The organism is Nonomuraea sp. NPDC001831 (genome assembly GCF_042892035.1).
Classification (GTDB): domain Bacteria; phylum Actinomycetota; class Actinomycetes; order Streptosporangiales; family Streptosporangiaceae; genus Nonomuraea.
The window spans coordinates 149,777-166,791 of record NZ_JBIATU010000006.1 but is presented as its reverse complement, the minus strand read 5'-3'; the positions used below and the strand labels follow the sequence as shown (position 1 = coordinate 166,791).

General features: G+C 72.6%; 14 protein-coding genes. 4 read left to right on the top strand and 10 right to left on the bottom strand.

Annotation, left to right across the window (positions count from 1 at the left end):
* Positions 1 to 16: 16 nt before the first annotated feature.
* The 6 genes from ACFYYW_RS21395 to ACFYYW_RS21370 form a co-directional block, all read right to left on the bottom strand.
* On the bottom strand, positions 17 to 991 hold the full coding sequence (locus ACFYYW_RS21395) for a BadF/BadG/BcrA/BcrD ATPase family protein (protein ID WP_352326805.1): 975 nt from the start codon (positions 989 to 991) through the stop codon (positions 17 to 19).
* Positions 991 to 2,250, bottom strand: a complete 1,260-nt coding sequence (locus ACFYYW_RS21390) for a 6-phospho-beta-glucosidase (RefSeq protein ID WP_387650814.1) — start codon at positions 2,248 to 2,250, stop codon at positions 991 to 993. The genes ACFYYW_RS21395 and ACFYYW_RS21390 overlap by 1 nt, the downstream gene beginning before the upstream one ends.
* On the bottom strand, positions 2,247 to 3,137 hold the full coding sequence (locus tag ACFYYW_RS21385) for a carbohydrate ABC transporter permease (RefSeq protein ID WP_352350803.1): 891 nt from the start codon (positions 3,135 to 3,137) through the stop codon (positions 2,247 to 2,249). The genes ACFYYW_RS21390 and ACFYYW_RS21385 overlap by 4 nt, the downstream gene beginning before the upstream one ends.
* Entirely contained in the window at positions 3,134 to 4,075 is a 942-nt protein-coding gene (locus ACFYYW_RS21380; RefSeq protein WP_364390392.1) for a sugar ABC transporter permease, read from the bottom strand. Before ACFYYW_RS21380 ends, ACFYYW_RS21385 begins: the two co-directional genes overlap by 4 nt.
* A 6-nt stretch (positions 4,076 to 4,081) precedes the next feature.
* Entirely contained in the window at positions 4,082 to 5,413 is a 1,332-nt protein-coding gene (locus ACFYYW_RS21375; protein WP_387650813.1) for an ABC transporter substrate-binding protein, read from the bottom strand.
* A 64-nt stretch (positions 5,414 to 5,477) separates the two neighbouring features.
* Positions 5,478 to 6,674: an ROK family transcriptional regulator gene (locus ACFYYW_RS21370; RefSeq protein ID WP_364419154.1), complete on the bottom strand. Its 1,197-nt coding sequence runs from the start codon at positions 6,672 to 6,674 to the stop codon at positions 5,478 to 5,480.
* 341 nt (positions 6,675 to 7,015) lie between these two features.
* On the opposite strand from ACFYYW_RS21370, the gene ACFYYW_RS21365 reads away from it, so the two are divergent.
* From ACFYYW_RS21365 to ACFYYW_RS21350, 4 genes are all read left to right on the top strand, one after another.
* Entirely contained in the window at positions 7,016 to 9,181 is a 2,166-nt protein-coding gene (locus tag ACFYYW_RS21365; RefSeq protein ID WP_387650812.1) for a HelD family protein, read from the top strand.
* A gap of 533 nt (positions 9,182 to 9,714) precedes the next feature.
* Entirely contained in the window at positions 9,715 to 11,376 is a 1,662-nt protein-coding gene (gene lnt / locus ACFYYW_RS21360; protein WP_387650811.1) for an apolipoprotein N-acyltransferase, read from the top strand.
* Positions 11,373 to 12,119: a polyprenol monophosphomannose synthase gene (locus ACFYYW_RS21355; RefSeq protein WP_352324930.1), complete on the top strand. Its 747-nt coding sequence runs from the start codon at positions 11,373 to 11,375 to the stop codon at positions 12,117 to 12,119. The genes lnt and ACFYYW_RS21355 overlap by 4 nt, the downstream gene beginning before the upstream one ends.
* 86 nt (positions 12,120 to 12,205) lie before the next feature.
* On the top strand, positions 12,206 to 12,733 hold the full coding sequence (locus tag ACFYYW_RS21350) for an FxsA family protein (protein ID WP_387650809.1): 528 nt from the start codon (positions 12,206 to 12,208) through the stop codon (positions 12,731 to 12,733).
* Between the two features lie 5 nt (positions 12,734 to 12,738).
* Here ACFYYW_RS21350 and ACFYYW_RS21345 read toward each other — a convergent pair whose 3' ends face one another.
* From ACFYYW_RS21345 to ACFYYW_RS21330, 4 genes are read right to left on the bottom strand one after another with little or no spacing between them, the layout of a single operon-like run.
* Entirely contained in the window at positions 12,739 to 13,752 is a 1,014-nt protein-coding gene (locus ACFYYW_RS21345) for a DUF2804 domain-containing protein (protein ID WP_387650808.1), read from the bottom strand.
* A gap of 23 nt (positions 13,753 to 13,775) precedes the next feature.
* Positions 13,776 to 15,179, bottom strand: coding sequence for an NAD-dependent succinate-semialdehyde dehydrogenase (locus ACFYYW_RS21340; protein ID WP_387650806.1), 1,404 nt, complete (start codon positions 15,177 to 15,179; stop codon positions 13,776 to 13,778).
* On the bottom strand, positions 15,172 to 15,837 hold the full coding sequence (locus ACFYYW_RS21335) for a GntR family transcriptional regulator (protein ID WP_358286581.1): 666 nt from the start codon (positions 15,835 to 15,837) through the stop codon (positions 15,172 to 15,174). The genes ACFYYW_RS21340 and ACFYYW_RS21335 overlap by 8 nt, the downstream gene beginning before the upstream one ends.
* A gap of 14 nt (positions 15,838 to 15,851) precedes the next feature.
* The gene (locus tag ACFYYW_RS21330; RefSeq protein WP_387650804.1) at positions 15,852 to 17,012 is read right to left on the bottom strand and encodes a mandelate racemase/muconate lactonizing enzyme family protein; all 1,161 of its coding nucleotides are present in this window, start codon (positions 17,010 to 17,012) and stop codon (positions 15,852 to 15,854) included.
* Positions 17,013 to 17,015: the final 3 nt, after the last annotated feature.

Genomic DNA, 17,015 nt, shown 5'->3' with positions numbered 1-17,015 from the left:
CCCGCCGGCGGCCCGGTCAGCGGGTGACCGGGAGCGCGAAGTGCGAGCGCAGCCGGGCCAGCGCGGACTCCGGAGCGCCCAGGTGTTCCAGCCCCAGCAGCGCCGCCCCCGCCACCGGCGGCAGGTCGGCCACCACGAGCTCGGCCTGCGGCGCCCTGGCCGCGAACGCCGACTCCAGCAGCGGCGTCAGCAGCGGGTCCCGGGCCGCCAGCATGCCGCCGCCGAGCACCACCTCGACCGGCGTCCCCAGCAGGCCGAGCCGGCGCAGGCACACCTCGGCCATCACCGTCACCTCCTCGGCCTGCCGCTGGACCAGCGATCGGGCGACCGCGTCCCCGGCCGCGGCGACGGCCAGCACGCCGGGGGCCAGCTCGTGCAGCCGCCCTTCGTCCACGCGCCCGAAGTGCAGGTCGAGCACCAGCTCCTCGACGGTGGCCGTGCCGAAGTGGGCCGTGACCAGCTCCGCCAGGGCCGTCGGGGCGCCGCGGCCGTCCTCGGCGCGCACGGCGTGCCACAGCGCCTCCTCGGCCACGCCCTGGCCGCCGCCCCAGTCGCCGCTGATCCGGCCGAGCGAGGGGAAGCGGGCGACCTGCCCGCCGGGGGAGACGCCGACCGCGTTGATGCCCGCGCCGCACACCACCGCGACCCCCCACGGGGCCGACGTGCCGGCCCGCAGCAGCGCGAAGGTGTCGTTGCGCACCACCACGTCGGCGAACCCGCGGGCGGCGAACTCGGCGGCCAGCGCCTCCTCCTCCACCGGGAAGTCGGCCCCGGCCAGGCAGGCCGACACGTGGCCGAACGCCTGGGCCGGCAGGCCGCTGCGGGCCGCCGCCTCGGCCACCACGTCCACGGCCGCCGCCACGCCCGCGCTCTGCGGCTCGAAGGGGCCCGCCCGGCCGGTCGCGACCACCTCGCCGTCGTCCGCGACCACCGCGACGTCGGTCTTGCTGTTGCCGCCGTCCACGGCCAGGAGCAGCCGGGAGCCCGCCACTAGCCCACCGTCCAGGGCAGGTGCTCGCGGTTGGCCGCCAGCAGCAGGCCGGTCAGCTCCTCGGCGACGTCGTCCTGGCCGATCAGGGGGTGCGCCAGCAGGGCGTCGCGCACGCGGTCCGCGCCGCCCCGGCGGGCGGCGTCCAGGGCCAGGGTCTCGTACGCCGACACGTGCGCGATCAGCCCGGCGTACAGCGGCTCGACGGGCGGGACCGGCAGCGGCGCGGCGCCGGCGGCGGTGATGGCCGCGGGCACCTCGATGACGGCGTCGTCGTCCAGGAAGGGCAGGGTGCCCTGGTTGCGCACGTTGACGACCTGGGCGTCGCCCCGGTCGCCGAGCAGCGAGGCGATCAGCGCCACCGCCGACTCGGAGTAGAAGGCGCCGCCCCGCCGGTCCAGCAGCTCCGGCTTGGTCACCACCGACGGGTCGCCGTACATCTCCAGCAGCCGCGTCTCCATCTCGGCCACCTCGGCCGCCCGCGACGGCTTGGCGCGCTGCTCGCGCACCACCGCGTCGTGGGCGTAGAAGTAGCGCAGGTAGTACGACGGGATGACGCCGAGCCGCCGGATCAGCTCCACCCGCAGCCCGAGGGACTCGGCGATCTTCTCACCGGCCCGGTCGATGATGTCGGGCAGCACGTCCCGGCCGTCGAGATGGACCGAACGCTCCCAGCTCAGGTGGTTCAGCCCGACGTGTCCCAGCGAGATGCGGCCGGGGTCGACGCCCAGGCCCGCGGCGAAGCGGCGCTGGAAGCCGATCGCGACGTTGCACAGCCCGATGGCCCGGTGGCCGGCGTCGAGCAGCGCCCTGGTGACGATGCCGACCGGGTTGGTGAAGTCGATGATCCAGGCGTCCGGGGCCTGCCGGCGTACGGTCTCGGCCAGCTCCAGCACGACCGGGACCGTGCGCAGCGCCTTGGCCAGGCCGCCCGCGCCGGTCGTCTCCTGGCCCACGCAGCCGCACTCCAGCGGCAGCGTCTCGTCGACGTTCCTGGCCGCCTGCCCGCCCACGCGGAGCTGGAACAGCACGACCTGGGCCCCCGCGACCCCCTCGGCCACCGAGGAGGTGGCCAGCACGCGCGCCGGATGCCCGGCGTGCGCCAGCATGCGCCGCGACATCCCCGACACCAGCTCCAGACGGGACGGATCCGGATCGATGAGGGCGATCTCCGTCACGGGCAGCTCGTCACGCAGCCGCGCGAACCCGTCGACCAGCTCCGGCGTGTACGTCGAGCCGCCCCCGACCACGGCGAGTTTCAACCCTTCACTCCTGTCAAGGTCACGCCCTCGATGAAGACTTTCTGGGCGAGGAAGAACACGATGATCACCGGGGCGGTCACCAGCAGGGTGGCGGCCATGGTGAGGTTCCACTGGACGCTGTGGAACGCCTTGAACGTGGCCAGGCCGAGCGAGAGCGTCCAGCCCTCCTGCTCGACGCCGGCGTACAGCAGCGGGCCGTAGTAGTCGTTCCAGCAGTAGAAGAACTGGAACAGGGCGACGGCGGCGACCGCCGGACGGGCCATCGGCAGGATCACCCGCACCAGCGTCCTGAAGTCCGAGCAGCCGTCCACCTTCGCCGCGTCGATGTACTCGCGCGGGATGGTGATCAGGAACTGGCGGAGCAGGAAGATCGAGAACGCGTCGCCGAACAACATCGGCAGGATCAGCGGCCACAGGCTGTCGGTCAGCCCCAGCCGGGCCCACACCAGGTAGATCGGCACCGCGATGACCTGCGGCGGCAGCATCATGGCGGTGATCACCAGCAGGAACGCCGCCCGCCGCCCGCGGAAGCGGAACCGGGCCAGCGCGTAGGCCACCGGGATCGAGGAGGCCAGCGTGAAGACCGTGCCGAGGCCCGCGTACAGCAGCGTGTTGATCCCCCAGCGCAGCAGCTTCGACTTCTCGAACACCACCACGAAGTTGTCGAAGTTCCACGTGCGCGGCCACAGGTCGCCGGTCAGCGCCTGCTCGTCGGTCATCAGCGCGGTCAGCGTCAGGAACACCACCGGCGCCAGGAACATCAGGGCCAGCACGATCGCCGTCGCGTGCGTGGCGATCCACATCAGCGTGCGCCGCCGCCGCGCCCTGACCCCCTGCCGCCGCGCGGGGGCCGCGGGCGGGGCGGGGGCGGTCATGGTCGCGCTCATATCGCCTCCTCGGCCCGGCGGAACTGCCGCAGCAGGATCAACGTGAAGATCATCGACGTGGCGAACAGCAGCAGCGCCAGCACGCACGCGTAGCCCATCGTCCAGTCGCGGAAGCCCGACTGGAAGAGCCACTGAGGCAGCGTCAGCAGCGACTCGTCCGGGTAGCCGGGGGTGAAGGTGGAGCCGGGGGAGTCGGTCGAGCCCGAGGCCACCCGGGAGGCGATCATCGCCTGGGTGAAGTACTGCAGGGCGTAGATGACGTTGGTGACCAGGGCGAACATCAGCACCGGCGCGATCGTCGGCAGCGTCACGCTGCGGAACTGCCGCCAGGCGCCGGCGCCGTCGATGGCGGCGGCCTCGTACAGGTGCCGGGGGACGTCCAGCAGCGCCGCCATGAAGATCACGGCGAGCTGGCCGCAGCTCCACAGCGACAGCAGCGTCAGGCTCGGCTTGGACCAGGCCGGGTCGCCGAACCAGTCGGGCCCGTGGATGCCGAACAGGGCCAGGAACTTGTTCCACGGCCCGGTGGCCGGGTTCATCAGGAAGACGAAGGTGATCGTCCCGGCCGCCAGCGGGACCAGCGACGGCAGGTAGAAGATCGTCCGCAGGATGCCGACGCCGGCCTTGAGCCGGACCACGAGCTGGGCCAGGGCCAGGGAGAACAGCACCGTGGCCGGCACCATGATCGCCACCAGCCACAGCGTGTTCTTGGCCGACATCGCGACGCGCGGGTCGTGCAGCAGGTAGGCGTAGTTGTCCAGCCCGATGAACTCCGGCGTGCTGGTCATGTCGTAGCGGTAGAAGGAGAAGTACACCGTGGACAGCAGCGGATAGACGAAGAAGATCGACACTCCGGCGATCCACGGCGACAACCACAGCAGGGCGCGCAGGCCCTCGCCGCGCCGCCTCGGCGGCGCGGCGTGGGGGGAGGAGGCCATCGCCGATCAGCCCCCGGACAGCTTCAGCTTGTCGTCGATCTGCTTGTCCACGCCCTTGAGCCCGGCGTCGAGGTCGGTGACCGCGCCCTTCTCCCACTTGACGACGAAGGTCGCCAGCGCCTCCTGGTTGAACACGCTGTTGACGCTCGGCGGCAGCGTCGAGGTCTTGGGGTGGGAGAAGATGTCGAGGAAGGTGGCGAAGTTCGCGTCCTTGGTCAGGTCCGGCGATTCCATCGCGGCCTTGGTCGTGGGCACGTTGCGCAGGGCGTTGGAGAGCGTCACCAGCGAGCTGGTGTCGGTGGTCAGGTACTTGACCAGCTCCCAGGCCTGCTGCGGGTTCTTGGCGCCCTTGGGGACGCCGATGACGGTGCCGGCGGTGAAGCCGCTGCCGTACAGGTCGGGTTTGTCGTCGGCGACCGGCAGGGGAGCGGTGGCGTAGTCGAGCTTCTTGGCGTCGTTGGCGATCATGGCGTTGCGCCATTCGCCGTCCAGGACCATGGCGATCTTGCCCTTGTAGAACGGGTGGTCGGCGCTCCACTCGTCGCCCAGGCTCTTGCGGAACTTCTCCAGCTTGTCGTAGCCGTACCAGTCGATGAGCTCCTTCTGCCAGCGCAGCAGGGCCTTCCACGCCGGGTCGGTGCCGATGGCGGAGGTGCCGTCGGCGTTGTACCAGGTGGCGCCGACCATGGGGGCCAGGTGGCTCGGGCTGTTCTCGTAGTACTGCGTGCTGGGGACGAACCCGGCCACCTTGATGTCGCCGTTCGCGTCCCGCACGGTCAGCTTCTTGGCCAGCTCGGCCAGCTCGGTCAGCGTCTTGGGCGGCTGGTTGCCCTTCATCAGGGCCTTGTTGTAGTAGAGGCCGTACGCGTCGGCCAGCAGGGGCAGCGTGCACTGCCGGCCGCCGAAGCCGGTGTAGGAACGTGCCACCTCGGGCAGCACCGACAGGTCGATGCCGTCCTGCTTGATGACCGGGGTGAGGTCCTGGAACGATCCCGACCTGCACCACTGGGCGACGTTGTCGGTCGTGAAGGAGGCCGCCACGTCCGGCGCGTTGCCGCCCCGGATGGCCTGGGTGATCTGGTCGTCCTGGACGCCCTTGGTGGCCTTGACGGTGATCTGCGGGAACTTGGCGTGGAACCCGGCGATGGCCTCCTCGAACGCCTTGACCTCGGCGTCGGTGGAGAATCCGTGCCAGAGCTGGATGGTGGCCGCCGGGAGGGCCGCGGAGGCCGAGCCCGAGGGTCTGGGCTGGGAGCCGAGCGAGGGCCCGGCCTCCCTGCCGGCGGTGCAGGCGGCGAGCGCGAGGATCGCGACGGCCGCCAGGGGGACGAAGCGCACGGGGGGTGCCTCCTACCGCTGGGGGATCATGAAGGGAGGGTGGAACGGGATGGAGAAAAAGGCTCTAGGAAGGGACGGTCGAGCTGAAGACCTCGTCGCGCACGGTGTCCAGGGCCAGGTCGAGCGCCCCGGCCAGCACCGGGTTGCCCTCCACGTGCGACAGCCGCACGACGGGGCGGGGGATGGTGAGCGCGTGCAGCTCGTGCTCGACCAGCTCGCGCAGCGGCTCGCCGCCCGACAGCACGACGCCGCCGGTCAGCACGATCAGGCCGGGGTCGATGACGGAGGTGATGGCCGCCAGGCCCACCGCCAGGCGGGCAGCGATGTCGCGCAGCCCCGCCTTGGCGTCGTCGGCCTTCTGCCCCGAGCCCTCCGAGACGCGTACCGCCTTGGCGATGGCCTGGCGGAAGTCGGTGCCGTGCACGCCGTAGGAGCGCAGCAGCCGCAGCACGGCCGGGCCGCCGGTGAGCGCCTGGTAGCCGTGGTTGGCGTAGCGGCCGGCCTCGCGGGCGGTCGGCGCGCCCGGGGTCGGCATGTAACCCACCTCGCCCGCGCCGCCGGTCGCGCCCCTGTGCATGCGCCCGCCGAGCACGATGGCCGAGCCGATGCCCTCGTCGGCCCACAGCAGCACGAAGTCGGAGTGCCCGCGGGCCGCGCCGTGCGCCTGCTCGGCCAGGGCGACGAGGTTGACGTTGTTCTCCACGTCCACGGCCGTGCCGAGACCCGCGCTGAGGGTGGGCACGAGGTCGTCGATCTGCCAGCCGGGCACGTCCTTGGCGGCGGCGTAGCCGAGCCGGCCGGTGGCCGGGTCGATCGCCGCCTGCACGCCGATCACGACCCGGCGCAGCTTGTCCGGCGGGTTCGCGCCGGCCAGCGCCGCGCCCAGCCGGTCGACCAGCTCGCCGCCCGGCCGCCGGGGCGTGGGCAGCGTGTACGAGCCCACGACGGTGCCGGTGATGTCGGCGACGCGGGCCTCGATGCGGTCGGGGGTGACGTCGAGGGCGCCCACGTAGGCCGCCGCCGGGTTGATCCGGTAGACCTCGGCGGTACGGCCCGGCAGGCCCTCCCTGATGCCGTCCAGGACCACCAGCCCGGCGTCCTGGAGGCGCGACAGGAGCTGGGAGGCGGTGGGCTTGGACAGGCCCGTCAGCGCGCCCAGCTCCGGACGGGTCAGCGACCCGCGCTCGAGGAGCGCCCGCAGGGCCGCGCGGTCGTTGATCGCGCGCAGCAGGCTGGGCGTTCCCGGAACCGGACCGCTCATCAGGAGGACCCCTTCGACGAAGTTAGGAAACTTTCCTAACTCGAGAACATAGGGAGTTCTCCCATGCTGGTCAAGAGGGCGAAACCAAGCCGTGACCCGGAAGGGGGAAGGGAAGATGGGAGTGCCTCGACAGGCGTGCTAATGTCATCGTTTGTCGCAACAACAAGCAGAATGGCCCGGAGTGTCCCATTAACCACAATAATGGTCAGGCGGCAACTCGTCAAACGGAGCTCGCCAAGGAGCAGTCCTACGTCACCGGTCTGTACGACCGCCTCGACGAGCTGCGCGAGCGCACCCAGCGCCGGCTCAAGGAGGTGCTGGCCACGGGTGCCGTCGGCACGATGCAGAACAGATCCGAGCGCGACTCCTTCGCCGACATGTACGCCGGGCGCCTGGCCCGGCTCTGGGCGGTGGAGCGCGGCCTGGTTTTCGGCCGGCTCGACCACGTCGAGGAGGGCCGCCTCTACATCGGCAAGCTCGGCCTCACCGACGACGAGCAACGCCGCCTGCTCATCGACTGGCGCGCGCCCGTCGCGCAGCCGTTCTACCGCGCCACCCCCGCCGCGCCCATGGGCGTGACCAGGCGCCGCCACCTGCAGACCAGGGAACGCAGCGTCGTCGGCGTCGACGACGACCTGCTCGACCTCGACGCGCTCACCGACGACGACCGCGCCACCCTCAACGGCGAGGCCGCGCTGCTGGCCGCCCTCGACGAGCGCCGCACCGGCCGGATGCGCGACATCGTCGCCACCATCCAGGCCGAGCAGGACCGCGTCATCCGCAGCGACCTCAACGGCGTCCTGGTCGTGCAGGGCGGCCCCGGCACGGGCAAGACCGTCGTGGCCCTGCACCGGGCCGCCTACCTGCTCTACACCCACAGGGAGCGCCTGGAGCGCCGCGGCGTGCTCATCCTCGGCCCCAACCTCACCTTCCTGCGCTACATCGAGCAGGTCCTGCCCTCGCTCGGCGAGACCGACGTGCTGCTGTCCACCGTGGGCGAGCTGTACCCCGGCGTGACCGCCACCCGGCGCGACCGTCCGGAGGTGGCCGCGGTCAAGGGCGACGCGCGGATGGCCCAGGTGATCGAGCGCGCGGTGCGCGAGCGGCAGAAGGTGCCGCGCAAGCCCGTCGAGCTGACGGTGGGGCGGCTGACGCTCACCGTCGACCGCGCCATGCTCGACGCGGCCAAGAACAAGGCCGTGCGCTCGCGCCGCCCGCACAACCAGGCGCGCGCGGTGTTCGTCAGGTCGCTGCTGAACGCGCTGGCCCGGCAGCAGGCCCGCAAGATCGGCAAGGGGCTCATCGACGACGACGAGCTGGCCGACCTGCGCGAGGAACTGCGGACCGAGCCGGTGGTCAAGGCGGCGCTCAACCGGCTGTGGCCGTACCTGACGCCCCAGCGGCTGCTGCTCGGCCTGTACGGGTCACCCGAGCGGCTCGAGGCGGCGGGGGGCGTCCTGAGCCCCGCGGAGAGGGCGCTGCTGCGCCGCGACTCGGCCGAGTGGACCGACGCCGACGTGCCGCTGCTGGACGAGGCCGCCGAGCTGCTCGGCGACATCGACGAGCACGTGCTGCGCGCCTCGGCGATGCAGGCCGAGGAGGAGCTGGCCGCAGCGAGGCAGGCCGAGGAGCACCAGCGCGAGGCCGAGCTGGCCTACGCGCGCGAGGTGCTGGAGCTGACCGGCCTGTCCGACGTCATGGAGGCCGAGCGGCTGGCCGAGCGCCAGCGCGGCGACGGCCCCTACCTCACCACCGCCGAACGCGCCGCCGCCGACCGCACCTGGGCCTACGGGCACGTGATCGTGGACGAGGCGCAGGAGCTGTCGCCGATGGCCTGGCGGGCGGTCATGCGGCGCTGCCCGACGCGGTCGATGACGATCGTCGGCGACATCGCCCAGACCGGCTCGGCGGCGGGGGCGCGCTCGTGGGCGCAGGTGCTCGACCCGTACGTGGCCGGGCGCTGGCGTCAGGAGCGGCTGACGGTCAACTACCGCACGCCGGTGGAGCTCATGGAGGTGGCCGCGCGGGTGCTGGCCACCATCGACCCGGCCCTGCAGGCGCCGACGTCCGTGCGCGAGCTCGGCGCGCGGCCCTGGTCGGCGCCGCTGTCCGCGCTGCCGGAGCTGGCCGGGGCCGAGGTCGCGGAGGGCGGCAAGGTCGCCGTCGTGGTGCCCGACGCGCTGCTGGACACGCTCGGCGCGCGGCTGGTCGCGGCCGTGGAGGGCGCCGCGGTGGTCACTCCCGGCGCCGGACGGGCCGCCGGGGCCGCCGCCCTGGACGCGCCCCTGGCGGTGATGGGCGTGGCCGACGCCAAGGGCCTGGAGTTCGACTCGGTGATCGTGGCCGAGCCGGACCTCATCGCCGCCCAGTCGCCACGCGGGCCGAGCGACCTGTATGTTGCTCTGACCCGTGCCACGCAACGGCTGGGCGTCGTCCACGAAGGGCCGTTGTCGCAGGCGCTGTCGGGCCTGCCGGGCAGGTCCCCGACGTCGGCAAATGGGCTTTGACCCGCTTTGCGATGGCAGGCCGAACATGTCCCACCTGCGGAAACTTGATGTTCCCGCTGATCGGGACACGGTTGACATCTGAGGTGGAGTCGGTAGTTTGCTGCGCAGTCCAGCACGGGACTTGGCCGGTTGGCCGTCTCTGACATCGCCGGATCCTGCGTCCGTGACGGAGCGTGACTTCGTCCACACAGCCAGGTGCAGGGCCGTCGGTCCGTCGAGTCGGGGCACCCCAACCGGTTGGGGGGTTGGACCCGGGACGGGTCCGGGAGCCCAGTAGACAACGGAATTCCGCGCTCGCCGCCGACGAGACGGGTCCGGTCCGAAGGGTTTCCGGGCCCTCTTCCCGCTCTCGTGCGCAGGATCGCGGATCGCGCCGGGTGATCCCGTCCCGAACGGGATCACCCAGCCGGCCGCCTGCGAGCGGCCGTTCTCGATCCCCATTTCCGATCTTCGCGTGCGCCGCCGGCCTGAGCGCGGCCCCGGGGCGGTAGCGTTTTCGCAAGCAGGCGTGCGATTTTGCGAGGAGACCCGGCGTGGTTCAGGACAAGACGAGCGTTCCGCCCGTCCCCGGGCGCGAACCGGCTCCCGAGGCGGAGGCCGCCGACGGCCCCGCGGACACCGTCTCCTCCGCGGGCGAAGGCATCGGCGCCCAGGGCGAGCGCCGGTGGGTCCTGGCCGCGCGGGTCGCCGCCATGGTCGCCGGCGGGCTGCTGCTCTACACCGCCTTCCCGCCGCTCGACTGGTGGCTGTGCGCGCCGATCGGCATCGGGCTGATCGTCGCCGCCCTCTACCGCGCCCGTCCCCGGCGCGCCGCGTGGCTGGGCTATCTGGGCGGCGCCGTGTTCCTGTTCCCGACCCTGGCCTGGGTGCGCACGATCGGCGACGACGTCTGGGTCATGCTGGTGGCCACCGAGAGCGTGTTCTACGCCGTCATGGCCGCCCTGGCGGCCCTGGTGTTCCGGCTGCGGCTGTGGCCGCTGTGGTTCGGCGCGCTGTGGGTGATGATGGAGTGGATCCGCAGCCTGGTGCCCGTCGGCGGCTTCCCGTGGGCGCGGGTGGCCTTCAGCCAGGGCGAGTCGCTGTTCACCTCCTACGCCGCGCTGGGCGGCGCGCCGCTGGTGTCCTTCGCCGTCACGCTGTGCGGCGCCCTGCTGGCCCACGCCGTCCTGGTGCGGCCCGCCGCCCCCGTGGGCAGGGCCGTGGACCACGTCGTGCGCAGGGCCGTCCCGGTGGCCGTGGCGCTGGCCGTGCCGCTGCTCACGCTCGTCCTGCCGAGGCCGGGCGACGAGGGCCGCTCGATCAACGTCGGCATCGTGCAGGGCAACGTCCCGGGGCGCGGCATGCACCCGCTCGGCGACGAGCCGGCCGTCGTCCTGCGCAACCACGCCGAGGAGACCAAGCGGCTGGCCGACGCCGTGCGCGCCGGGGCCCTGCCGAAGCCCGACATCGTCGTCCTGCCCGAGAACTCCACCGACATCGACCCCTACACCAGCGCCTTCGCCCGCCAGGTCATCGACGAGTCGGTCAAGTACGTCGGCGTCCCCACCCTGGTCGGCGCCGTCGTGGCCATCGGCGACGAGCACCGCGCCACGCGCAGCCTGGTGTGGGACCCGGTGAGCGGTCCCGGCGCCTACTACGACAAGCAGCACCTGGTGCCGTTCGGCGAGTACACGCCGTTCAAGGAGATCGTGCTGGCCCTGTGGGAGCGGGCCAACCTGGTCGGCCGGCAGTCGGTCGCGGGCACCAGGCCGGGCGACCTGAAGCTCGGCCCGGTCACCATCGGCGCGGTCAACTGCTACGAGGTGGCCTACGACGACACCGTGCGCGGCACCGTGCGCGCCGGCGGCACCCCGCTGGTGGTGCAGACCAACAACGCCAGCTACGCGCTGTCCAACCTGCCGCCGCAGCAGCTCGCGATGTCCAAGCTGCGGGCCGTCGAGCACAACAGGGCCGTCGTCACGGCCGCCACGACCGGGATCTCCGCATATGTCACGCCTGACGGTAAAGTCTCCTGGCAGACCCGTGAACTTGTCCCTGACATGAACGTGGTCAAGGTGCCCGTACGCACCCAGGAAACGATCGCCACAAAGGTGGGCGACCTTCCTGAATGGGCATTGATGTTGATGGGAGCGGTGGCTGTCGGAGTCGCCGCACGGCGCGGCAGGCGAGGCGACCGAATGGGGAACGGCTCATGATGGAGACTGTCGGCCGGGTGCTCGTCGTCGTCCCGACCTACAACGAGCGCGACAACCTGCCCGCGATCGTCGAGCGGGTGCGCGCCGCCGTGCCGGACGCCCACGTGCTGGTGGCCGACGACAACAGCCCCGACGGCACCGGCGCGGCCGCCGACGCCCTGGCCGAGGCCGACGAGCACGTCCACGTGCTGCACCGGCCGGGCAAGCAGGGGCTCGGCGCGGCCTACATCGCCGGGTTCCGCTGGGGCCTGGGCGAGGGCTACGACGTGCTGGTCGAGATGGACGCCGACGGCTCCCACCAGCCCGAGGAGCTGCCCAAGCTGCTGCAGGCGCTGGCCGACGGCGCCGACCTGGCGATCGGCTCCCGCTACGTGCCCGGCGGCAAGGTGGTCAACTGGCCCCACCGGCGCGAGCTGCTGTCCAAGGGCGCCAACATCTACACCCGGGTGATGCTCGGCCTGCCGGTGCGCGACGCCACCGCCGGTTTCCGCGCCTACCGGGCCGCCACGCTGGAGAAGGTGGGCCTGGCCGGGGTCGAGTCGCAGGGCTACTGCTTCCAGGTCGACCTCACGCTCCGCACGTCCAGGCACGGGCTGCGGGTGGTGGAGGTGCCGATCACGTTCGTCGAGCGCACGGTCGGCAAGAGCAAGATGAACGGCAAGGTCATGTCCGAGGCGTTGTGGCGCATCGGCATGTGGGGCGTCACCGGCCTGCCCCGCCGCCTGCGCCGCACCCGCGGCTGACGGGCGCGTGAGGATCCGCGTCCAGGAACGCGCGCGGCCCGCCGGACGTTGTTCCTGATGTACGTGTGCGCGGAATCGAGGAAACGATGCGGCTGCTGCTGTTGCTGGCCCTGCTGGGCGTCCCGGTGCTGGAGGTCTGGCTGCTGATCCAGGTCGGATCGATGATCGGCGGATGGCCGACCGTCGGCCTGCTGATCGCGGGCAGCCTGCTGGGCGCCTGGCTGGTGCGCCGCGAGGGCCGCCGGGTCTGGCGGCGTCTGCAGGCGGCCCTGTCGGAGGGCCGGGTGCCCGACCGTGAGCTGGCCGACGGCGGCCTGGTGCTGGCCGGCGGCGCCCTGCTGACGATCCCGGGCTTCTTCACCGACCTCGTCGGCTTCGTCTTCGTGCTGCCCTTCACCCGGCCGCTGATGCGGCGGCTGGCGTCGTCGTTCTTCGACCGGCGGATCAAGCGGATGGCGGCGGCCTCGCCGTACGCGAACGTGTTCCCGCCGGCGCCCGGCGTGGACCGGGCCCCGCAGGGCGGCAAGGTCGTGCACGGCGAGGTCATCCACGGCGAGGTCATCCACGGCGATGTCATCCGCCACGAGGTCATCCGCCACGACCGCGACGCCTGAGGGCGCTACCAGCGCCGGTAGACCTCCTCGGCCCAGCCGTACAGGCCGTCGACCGTGACGCTCTCGCCGTCGTCGGCGACGACCGTGCCGCGGTAGTGCCCGAACGCCTGGGCCTCCTGGCTGCGCATGTAGAACGCGCGCCGCACGTCGGCCTCGCGCACGTGCTCGGGGACGAACTCCAGGTCCACGCGCTCGCCCTCGATGCGCCAGGGCGCGCGCCAGTCGGTGGTGTCGTACCGCCAGACCAGCTCCTCGCTGATCTTGTGCAGCCGGCCGTCGAGGATCAGGCCGTTCTCCACGCTGCCGGTGCCGTCGGTCCACTTGCCGCCGATCTGCAGGGCGACGTCGCGGCCGCCGGGCCGTCCGGCGGCCGCCCCCCAGTTCCAGCGGATGTCGCCGGGCCAGCGCCCGCGCCCGAGGTCGAGGGTGGCCAGGGCGTCGGCGGGGTCGAACTCGTAGGTCAGCCCGCCCACGCGCACGGTGCCCTCGGCGGGCCGGCCGACGTCCTTGACCGTGTACTGGAAGCGGCGGGGGCTCCAGGGCACCACGACCGACAGGCTCTCGCGGCCCGGCACCCGGCGCACCAGCACGTCGGCGGTGATCTCGGCGGACTTCAGCCGCAGCCGGGTGCCGTCGGCGGTCTCGTCGACGCTGATGCGGACCGGGCCGGCGCCGATGCGCACGCTGCCCTCGCCGCCGCGCTCGGAGAAGGACACGCCCCTGGCCGGGACGAGCAGGCCCCGGCTGGAGACCTGCTCGCCGGTGCGCCGGTCGAGGAAGAACGCCGACTCGCCGGCCAGGTAGTCGAGGCTGCTGGCGCTGAAGGCGAACACGTGGCCGGGGCTGGTGACGCACCAGTAGTCCCAGCGCATGGTGCGGCCCCAGCCGCGGATGTTGGCGCGGTGCAGCGGGGTGCGGCTCCAGCCGACCGCGCCCGGGTTGAGCCGGCCGTCGGGCAGGCACAGGTCGACCCGGCGGGTGATCTCGCGCTCTGCGACCGCGCGCGGGCTCGTCTTCATCGTGCTCTCCGTCGTGCTCTCCGTCATCGTCCCAGCCCCACGCTGAGGTACTTGTACTCCAGGTAGTCGGCCACCCCGTGGTGGCCGCCCTCGCGCCCGTAGCCGCTGCTCTTGACCCCGCCGAACGGCGCCTGCGGCGGCGCCAGCGGGCCGCCGTTCACGGTGACCATGCCGAACTGCAGCTCCTCGGCCACCCGCAGGGTCCTGGTCAGGTCGTTGGTCCACACGTAGGCGGTCAGGCCGTACGGGGTGGCGTTGGCGCGTTCGACGACCGTGTCGCAGTCGTCGAACTCCAGCACCGGCGCGACCGGCCCGAACGTCTCCTCGCGGCAGACCAGCATGTCCTCGCTCACCCCGCCCAGCACGGTCGCCGGGTAGTACGTGCCCGCCCCCTCCGGACGCCGCCCGCCGGTCAGGACGGCCGCGCCCTTCGCGACGGCGTCCTCGACGTGCCTGCTCACCTTGGCCACGGCCGCCTCGTCGATGAGCGGGCCCAGCTCGGCCGCCCGCGCCTGGCGCACCAGCTCGTCGGTGAAGGCGGCGGCCAGCGAGGAGTGGACGAAGAGGCGGTTGGGCGAGGTGCAGGCCTGCCCGGCGTTGAGGAACTTGCTGCGGGCCACCGCGCGGGCGGCGGCGACCGGGTCGGCGTCGGGGAAGACCAGCACGGGCGCGTGCCCGCCCAGCTCGACGCTGAGCCGCTTGACGTCGTGGGCGCTCTGCCTGATCAGCTCGCGGCCGACCTCGGTGGAGCCGGTGAAGGACACCTTGCGCACTCGCGGGTCGGTCATCACCGCCTGCCCGAACGCGGCCGGGCGGGACGTGGTGACCAGGTTGAACACGCCCGGCGGCAGCCCGGCCGCGACGAACGCCTCGGCCACCGCGATCGCCGACAGCGGGGTCTGCTCGGCCGGCTTCAGCACGACCGTGCAGCCGGCGGCCAGCGCCGGGCCGAGCTTGCGGGTGATCATCGAGACCGGGAAGTTCCACGGGGTGATGCCCGCGACCACGCCGACCGGCTCGGGCAGCAGCCAGATGCGGTTGCCCTCGTGCGCGCCGGGCACGGTCTCGCCGTACAGGCGGCGGGTCTCCTCGGCGGCCCACAGCAGGTGGTCGGCGCCCGAGAGCACCTCGCCGGTCGCCTCGGCGAGCGGCTTGCCCTGCTCGGCCGTCATGATCGCGGCGATCCGGTCCGCCCGCGCGGTCAGCTCGCCGGCGGCGGCCCGCATGAGGCCGGCGCGCTCGTGCGCGGGCATGGCCCGCCAGCCGGGCAGCGCCGCCGCGGCCGCGTCGATCGCCTGCGTGGCCAGCTCGGGGCCGCAGTCGGCGACCTGCGCCAGCGGCTCGCCGGTGGCGGGGGAGCGGACGGTGAAGGTCTGGTCGGCCTCCTGCCATGCGGCTCCGATGAGAGCCCTGCGGGTGTCAGCCATGTGTCTCCTGGATTCCTTCGATGAGGGCCTTCATGGCGGCCATCTCGTGCGCGTGCTGCAGCCTGCCCGCCAGCGGGATGTCGCCCTCGACCAGGGCGTTCCTGATGGCGATGTGCTCGGCGTGCGACTTGGGCAGCCGCCAGGGCACCAGGCGGAAGCCGCGCTGGGCGGTCTCCGTGCGGGCCCACAGGCTCTGCAGCATGCGGTGGGTGAGCTTGCTGTGCTCGGTGTCGCACAGCAGGGAGTGGAAGCGCCGGTTGAGGCGGGCGAAGGCGGCGACGTCCTCGCGGGCGACGGCGGTCTCGCACTCGGCGAGCACGGCGTCGACCTCGGCCAGCCGCGCGCCCTCCAGCGGCACGCCGCCCAGCTCCAGCGCCAGCGCGGTGAGCGCGGCCCGGACGCTGTAGAGCTCGCGCACGTTGGCCACCGTGAGCTCGGCGACCACGGCGCCGACGTGCGGGCGCTCGACCAGCCAGTCCTCGGAGCAGAGCTGCTTGATCGCCTCGCGCACGGGCGTCTCGCTGATGCCCACGGCCTCGGCCACCACCCTCGTGGTGATCTTCGTGCCGGGAGGCGCCTCGCCACTCATGATCAGATGTTTGATGTGCTCCGCCGCAAGATCCGCCTTGGTGCGGAAGGGGGAACGCGATTCGGCCATGGTTGAGGAGCCCTTCAGACCCGCTGGACGGTGAGCGGCTCGATCGCCGCGTGGTCCAGCTCTACACCGATTCCGGGCCCCGTCGGAACGGCGACGAGACCGCGGGAGTCGGGCAGCAGCGGTTCGGTCAGCATGGCGTGGAACACCTCCGGGACGATCACCGGCGGATCGTAGGGGTACTCCAGCCAGTCGCAGTTCGGCAGCGAGGCGCAAAGTTGCAGGTTGCCCGCCACGCCGAGCCCGGTGGCCCAGGCGTGCGGGATGACCTTGCGCTGCCGGGCGGCGGCCATGGCGCCGAAGTCGCGCAGCGCGCCGATCTCCTCGCTCTCGTTCGCGTCGGGCTGAAAGATGTCGAAGCAACCATCCTCCAGCATGCGCACGAGCTGGCCGATGCCCCGGTTGTGCTCGCAGCCCGCGATCGGGATCGGCGAGGCCGCGGTCAGCTCGCACAGGGCGCGGTAGTCGTGCCGGGGCAGCGGCTCCTCCAGCCACGCCACGCCCAGCCCGGCCAGCTCCCTGGCGGTGGTCAGGGCGCGCTCGAAGTCCCAGATCAGGCGGGTGCCGTCGGGGGCGTAGCGCCAGCGGGCGGCCGCCTGGTTGGCGTCCACCATGATCGCCACGTCGGGGCCGACCGCCTCCCGCACGGCGGCGACCTGCCGCACGTCCTCGGCGACGGTGGCTGCGTGCACGCGCAGTTTGATCCCCTGGAAACCTCGTTCGACGGCGGCCAGGGCGTCCTCGGCCCGCTGGGCCGGGTCGCGGAGCTCGCCGAAGCTCGCGTACGCGCGGACAGCTCCCGAGTGCCCGCCCCAGAGCTTGTACAGCGGCTGCCCGCAGGCCTTGCCGACGGCGTCCCACACGGCGACGCCGACGACCCACGGCCGGGGGAAGACGTACTCGGCCACGTACCGCAGCCGGTTGGCGACGTGCGTGGTGTCGAAGGCGTCCAGGCCGACGAGCTGCGGGCGGATCCAGCCGCGGATCGCCTCCAGCAGCATCGGCCCGGTGCCGTGGCCCATGTCGCCGCCGGACACCCCGACGATGCCCTCGTCGGTCTCGACCTCGACGATGACCGCCGACATCGCCCGGTGCGCGCCCTCCGGGGCCCACGACGGCACGAACGGCCGGGGATAGGGCAGCTCGATGACCCGCGCGCGGACGTCTGTGATCCTCATCGG